At 60.3% G+C, this 6292-nt stretch carries 7 protein-coding genes; 4 read left to right on the top strand and 3 right to left on the bottom strand.

Translation table 11 applies throughout. The features are described from left to right. The 3 genes from ilvC to VFW72_RS02995 form a co-directional block, all read right to left on the bottom strand. A partial coding sequence (ilvC, locus tag VFW72_RS03005; RefSeq protein WP_329672780.1) for a ketol-acid reductoisomerase occupies nt 1-838 on the bottom strand: 838 nt, incomplete at its 3' end. 59 nt (nt 839-897) lie between these two features. After that, complete coding sequence (gene ilvN / locus VFW72_RS03000; protein ID WP_329672779.1) at nt 898-1389, bottom strand: acetolactate synthase small subunit; 492 nt, start codon at nt 1387-1389, stop codon at nt 898-900. Nucleotides 1390-1563: 174 nt separating this feature from the next. Then, on the bottom strand, nt 1564-3303 hold the full coding sequence (locus VFW72_RS02995; RefSeq protein ID WP_329672778.1) for an acetolactate synthase 3 catalytic subunit: 1740 nt from the start codon (nt 3301-3303) through the stop codon (nt 1564-1566). 325 nt (nt 3304-3628) lie between these two features. On the opposite strand from VFW72_RS02995, the gene VFW72_RS02990 reads away from it, so the two are divergent. The 4 genes from VFW72_RS02990 (at nt 3629) to VFW72_RS02975 (ending at nt 6280) form a co-directional block, all read left to right on the top strand. After that, entirely contained in the window at nt 3629-4216 is a 588-nt protein-coding gene (locus VFW72_RS02990; protein WP_329672777.1) for an RNA polymerase sigma factor, read from the top strand. Then, on the top strand, nt 4213-4809 hold the full coding sequence (locus tag VFW72_RS02985; RefSeq protein WP_329672776.1) for a DUF3619 family protein: 597 nt from the start codon (nt 4213-4215) through the stop codon (nt 4807-4809). Before VFW72_RS02990 ends, VFW72_RS02985 begins: the two co-directional genes overlap by 4 nt. Further along, entirely contained in the window at nt 4809-5642 is an 834-nt protein-coding gene (locus tag VFW72_RS02980; RefSeq protein WP_329672775.1) for a DUF3106 domain-containing protein, read from the top strand. The genes VFW72_RS02985 and VFW72_RS02980 overlap by 1 nt, the downstream gene beginning before the upstream one ends. Nucleotides 5643-5734: 92 nt before the next feature. After that, complete coding sequence (locus tag VFW72_RS02975; protein WP_329672774.1) at nt 5735-6280, top strand: RDD family protein; 546 nt, start codon at nt 5735-5737, stop codon at nt 6278-6280. The last annotated feature ends 12 nt before the right edge of the window (nt 6281-6292 follow it).

Here is a 6292-nt window from a genome sequence, read left to right as displayed (position 1 = left end):
GCTTGAGTGCATTGCGCATGGCTTCACGGGAAGCATCGTTGATCACTTCGGGGCCGGTCACGTACTCGCCATACTCCGCATTGTTGGAGATGGAGTAGTTCATGTTGGCGATGCCGCCTTCGTACATCAGGTCGACGATCAACTTCAGTTCGTGCAGGCACTCGAAGTAAGCCATTTCCGGAGCGTAGCCAGCTTCAACCAGGGTTTCGAAACCGGTCTTGATCAGTTCGACACAGCCGCCGCACAGCACGGCTTGTTCGCCGAACAGGTCGGTTTCGGTTTCTTCACGGAAGTTGGTTTCGATCACGCCACCCTTGGTGCCGCCGTTGGCAGCAGCGTAGGACAGAGCGATGTCACGGGCCTTGCCGGACTTGTCTTGGTACACAGCGATCAGGGAAGGCACGCCGCCGCCCTTCAGGTACTCGGAACGCACGGTGTGGCCTGGGCCCTTGGGGGCAACCATGATCACGTCCAGGTCAGCGCGAGGCACGACTTGGTTGTAGTGCACGTTGAAGCCGTGAGCGAAAGCCAGCACAGCGCCTTGCTTGATGTTGGGCTCAACGTTGTTCTTGTAGACCTCAGGGATGTTCTCGTCGGGCAACAGGATCATGACAACGTCAGCGTTCTTCACGGCTTCGTTGACTTCAGCGACCTTGATGCCAGCGGCTTCGACCTTGGCCCAAGAGGCGCCGCCCTTGCGCAGACCCACGGTCACGTTCACGCCAGAGTCACGCAGGTTTTGTGCGTGAGCGTGGCCTTGCGAACCGTAACCCACGATGGTGACGTTCTTGCCCTTGATCAGGCTCAGATCGGCGTCCTTGTCGTAATAGACCTTCATGTTTTTAGCTCCGTCAGAAAATCAGTTGCTTGTGCAGCGTGTAGGAAATTGCGGGAGGATCAGACGCGCAAGATGCGCTCGCCGCGCCCGATCCCGCTGGTCCCGGTGCGCACGGTTTCAAGAATGGCTGCGCGGTCAATGGCTTCGATGAAGGCATCGAGCTTGGCTGCGTCGCCAGTCAGTTCAATGGTGTAAGTCTTGTCGGTCACGTCGATGATGCGGCCGCGGAAGATGTCGGCCATGCGCTTCATCTCTTCGCGCTCCTTGCCCACGGCACGCACCTTGATGAGCATCAGCTCGCGCTCGGTGTAAGGGCCTTCGGACAAGTCCACCACCTTGACCACTTCGATCAGGCGGTTGAGGTGCTTGGTGATTTGCTCGATGACGTCGTCGGAACCCGTGGTCACGATGGTCATGCGCGACAGCGAAGGGTCTTCGGTTGTCGCCACAGTCAGGCTTTCGATGTTGTAGCCACGAGCGGAGAACAAGCCCACCACGCGCGACAAGGCGCCGGCTTCGTTCTCAATCAGCAATGCAATGATGTGTTTCATGGTGATCGTCCTGGCAGGTTCTTCAACGTTCCGGGCGGTAACCCGGGCATCTTGGCCTGCGGTTCGATGAATCGGATTAATCAAGACCCGGCATGCTTTTCAGGCTCAGCCCGCACAGATCCCGGCAAGGATCTGGCTGCTGCCCCGTCTGGCATGACGGGCATCAACGCGGAATCAGAGCTCCTCGGAACCCAACAGCATCTCGGAGATGCCCTTGCCTGCCTGAACCATCGGCCAGACGTTTTCGGTCGGGTCGGTGCGGATGTCCAGGAAGACGGTGCGGTCCTTGAGCTTGATGGCTTCACGCAGCGCGCCTTCCACGTCTTCTGGACGCTCGATCAGCAAGCCGACATGGCCATAGGCCTCGGCCAGCTTCACGAAGTCAGGCAGCGCATCCATGTAGCTGTGCGAGTAGCGGCCGGAGTATTCCAGCTGCTGCCACTGACGCACCATGCCCAGGTAGCGGTTGTTCAAAGCGATGACCTTGACCGGCGTGTTGTACTGCTTGCAGGTCGACAGCTCTTGAATACACATCTGGATCGAGCCTTCGCCGGTGATACAGAACACGTCTGCATCGGGCTTGGCCAGCTTGATGCCCATGGCGTAAGGCAAGCCTACGCCCATGGTGCCCAGACCGCCGGAGTTGATCCAGCGACGGGGCTCTTCAAACTTGCTGTACTGCGCGGCAAACATCTGGTGCTGGCCCACGTCAGAGGTGATGTAGTAGTCGGTGCCCTTGGTCAGCTCGGCGAGCTTTTCAACCACGGCCTGAGGCTTGATGACCTCAGTCGATGTCTTGAACTTCAGACACTCGCGCTTCTTCCACTCGTTGATCTGGTTCCACCAGGCAGCCAGCGCGTTCGGATCGACACGCTGAGTGGTTTCCTTGATCTGCGCCAGCATCTCTTGCAGCACGTCTTTCACATCGCCCACGATGGGGATGTCAACCTTGACGCGCTTGGAAATCGACGATGGGTCGATGTCGATGTGGATGATCTTGCGCTCGACCTGGGCGAAGTGCTTGGGGTTGCCGATCACGCGGTCGTCGAAGCGGGCACCGATGGCGATGACCACGTCAGCGTTCTGCATGGTCATGTTGGCTTCGTAGGTGCCGTGCATACCCAGCATGCCCAGGAAGGTCTTGTCAGACGCAGGAATGGCGCCCAAGCCCATCAAGGTGCTGGTGCTGGGGTAACCCAACAGGTTCACCAGCTCGCGCAGTTCGTTGGAGGCCTCACCCAGGATCACACCACCGCCGGTGTAGATGTAGGGGCGCTTGGCGGTGAGCATCAGGTTCACGGCCTTGCGGATCTGACCGCCGTGGCCCTTGCGCACGGGGTTGTACGAGCGCATCTCGACCGTTTCGGGGTACTTGAATGCGGTGGTCTTGAGGGAGACGTCCTTCGGAATATCGACCACGACTGGGCCAGGACGGCCGGTGCGGGCGATGTGGAAGGCTTTCTTCATGGTCTCGGCCAGGTCAGCCACATCCTTCACCAGGAAGTTGTGCTTGACGATGGGGCGAGTGATGCCCACGGTGTCGCACTCCTGGAAGGCGTCCAGGCCGATGGCGGCGGTGGGCACCTGACCGGTGATGATCACCATGGGGATGGAGTCCATGTAGGCGGTCGCGATACCGGTGATCGCGTTGGTCACGCCGGGACCCGAGGTGACGAGCGCCACGCCGACTTCGCCAGTGGCGCGTGCATAGCCGTCAGCGGCGTGCACAGCGGCCTGTTCGTGGCGAACCAGCACGTGCTCGATGGTGTCTTGCTTGTACAGCGCGTCGTAGATGTACAGAACGGCGCCGCCTGGGTAGCCCCAGATGTACTTGGTGTTTTCTGCCTGCAGGCAGCGAACCAGAATGTCCGAGCCGTTGAGGATCTCGGGCGTGGTGGGATTAGACATATCCATGTCAGAACCTTTCAGAATTTCTCTAACGAAAAACGATCGGTGCCCCTCTACACCAGCTCACCCCCGAAGGAATAAACCAGCAACGCTGCGACCACGGATGGCCGTGCGCTCGCCCTTGTGAGGCGGATTTGGAGCCTGCGCGGACTGAATCGGAAGTCGGTTGACACTCAGACCCAGACCAGATCGGAATTGGCGCAAAGACTGCGATTATCACACTCATTACACATGCCGCCAACACAAAACCGCATGTAACAGACCACAGAAGCCAGGGGGATGCATAATTCGCCCGCAACTCAGTCGTCCCTTTTCCCCTCAAGGCTTGGTCTTGACCCCTCTGCCCAGTCCGTCCGTCGAAGAAGAACTCAACGAGTTTCTCAAAAGCGTTGAACGTCGAGCGTTCAAGCGAACGGTCTATGCTGTCCGGGACGAAGATGCTGCACTCGACATCGTGCAAGACGCGATGATCCGTCTGTGCAGCAGCTACGCCGATAGGCCAGCCAGCGAGTGGCCGATGCTGTTTCAGCGCATCGTTTCCAACGCCACCCTGGACTGGTTTCGACGCCAGAAGGTTCGCAATGCGGTGTTCCAGAACATCGGGGACCTCGAGTCCAGCATTTCGTCAGACGACGACGGTGACTTCGACCTGCTGGAAGCGCTGCGAATCGATGAGCCTGGCACAGAAGGTGCTGAAGACAGCGCCAGTCGGACCGAAATTCTGGCTGCGATCGAAGCTGAAGTCGAAAAACTGCCAGCACGTCAACGGGAAGCCTTCCTGCTGCGTTACTGGGAGGAACTGGATGTAGCAGAGACCGCTGCAGCCATGGGTTGTTCTGAGGGCAGCGTGAAAACGCATTGCTCTCGTGCAGTACAGGCTTTGTCTAAAGCCCTTCACTCTCGCGGTATCTCATTGTGAAAAATGCACCCCGTCACCCGCTGAACGAAGCGCAACGCGAGTCCCTGGAGGCCCGTGTTGCTCTGCGTATTGGCGCGCACCTCGAGGCGGGCGCTCAACGCCTGCCACACGACATCACGGAACGATTGCGCGTCGCGCGCGAGCAGTCCATTGCCCAGGCACGGTTGAGTAAGGCACACGCCGTCAAGCCTGTGCAGGTGGCGCAACCGGTCCTGGGCCTGCAATTGGCAGGCGCCTCGGGTTCCGGCAGTCGCCTGTCGGGTTGGAGCCGCGCGATCGCGCGCGCCACAGGTCACGGTCGCCGTCTTGATGACGCGCCCCTGAGTTGGGGGTGGCGACTGGCGTCGGCATTGCCGGTGGTCGCCTTGGTTGCGGGCCTTTGGGGCATCCACACGTGGTACCGACTGGAACAACTTCAAGCCACCACCGAGGTCGACATTGCCTTGCTGACCGACGATTTGCCGCCATCGGCTTACTCGGATCCTGGGTTTGAAGAGTTCCTGCGATCCACTGACGACGAGCCCGCCGCCCCAGCGGCCGAAGTAGCTCCTGCGACGGACAGCGATACCCCAGCGACACACGAAACCACCTGATGAAGCTGGCCAAGAAGTATTTCACCTTGGGATTGGGCGGCTCGCTGCTTGTGCTCGCCGCCTCTGCGCCCTTGGCTGCCGGAGGAGGCGCAGGGCTTCCGCCGCCCGTCAGCGCCGTCGAAGTGGGCGCGAACCCCTCCTGGTCTCAACTGACACCCGCGCAGCAGCACGCACTCAAGCCGCTGGCCAACCAGTGGAACTCGCTAGAACCCGGCAGCAAGGACAAGTGGCTCAACGTGGCCAGTCGATTTGCCCAATTGCCCCCGCAGGAACAAGCTCGCGTTCAAGATCGCATGACGCAGTGGGCGAAGTTGCCCCCCAAAACCCGTGGTGAAGCCCGTTTGCGTTTCCAGCAGACTCGCCAACTGCCCTCGCAAGAGCGCCAGCAAAAGTGGGAGGCTTATCAGGCTCTGTCTGAAGCAGATCGTCGCGCGCTGGCTCAAAAAGCTCGCCGCAAGCAGCACCCGGTTTTGCTGGCAGATGACATGGCCGGGCCGCGCGAGCAAAGCCAGGTCTTCAGCGGGCGTACGCCTGTGACCAAAATCCAGGAAAAGAAGTCCAACGTGGTCCCTGCCACGCTGAGTTCAGCCCCTGCGCCCACATCGGCCTCGCCATCTCTGGTCAAACCCAGTCGCGGCGCCACCACGACATTGGTGAACGAACGCGCCACGCCGCCCATGCATCAGCAAACGGGGCTGCCCAAAATCGCGGCGACCAAGGGCTTTGTTGACCCGCAGACCTTGCTGCCTCGCAAAGGCCCACAGGGTGCGGCGATGGCCAGCCTACCTGAGTCAGGCCCATCTCGCCCGGCTCCACCCCACCACCGTCACTGACGCGCATTCCCCAGCCGGCTTGGGCATCAACATGGGTTGTGCTGCCCATGCAGGCCATCCGCCGGTCAGATTGCCTGTTAGATTCTCTCCCCATGATCAAGAGCACCCCTCCCAATCAGGGCGGCCTGACAGCCGCTCAGTACGCGCAAAGGGCCGCAGGCCCGGCCCCCACCCTCCTGCGCCGAATGGCCGCATTCATCTATGAAGGCGTGGTGTTATTTGGAGTGGTGATGACCGTAGGGGGCATCTACTCGGTCAGCACGAACCAGACTCATGGCTTGCATGGTCGCCAAGGTCTGCAGGCGGTGTTGTTCCTTACTTTGGCGCTTTACTTCATCTGGTTCTGGACCCACGGCGGCCAGACTCTGGCCATGCGGTCCTGGCAACTGCGTCTGGTCAACACCGAAGGCCAAGCGGTTTCCCTGCGTCAGGCGCTGACCCGGTTCCTTTTGTCATGGCTGTGGTTTGTTCCCGCCCTGGGGGCCGCCTGGCTGGCCGGATGGCACCAATCCAAACTGTTGTACGGCGCGATGCTGGTCTGGGCTTGCACATATGCCTTGCTGAGTTTCCTCCACCCCCAGCGCCAGTTCTGGCACGATGCGGTCTGTGGCACCCGTGTGATCGACAACCGAAGCTGAACCCAACGTGAC

The sequence above is a fragment of the Aquabacterium sp. genome (genome assembly GCF_036273115.1).
Taxonomy (GTDB): Bacteria; Pseudomonadota; Gammaproteobacteria; order Burkholderiales; family Burkholderiaceae_C; genus Aquabacterium.
Note: the sequence above shows the minus strand (reverse complement) of the source record. Positions and strands in the feature narration are given on the sequence as shown.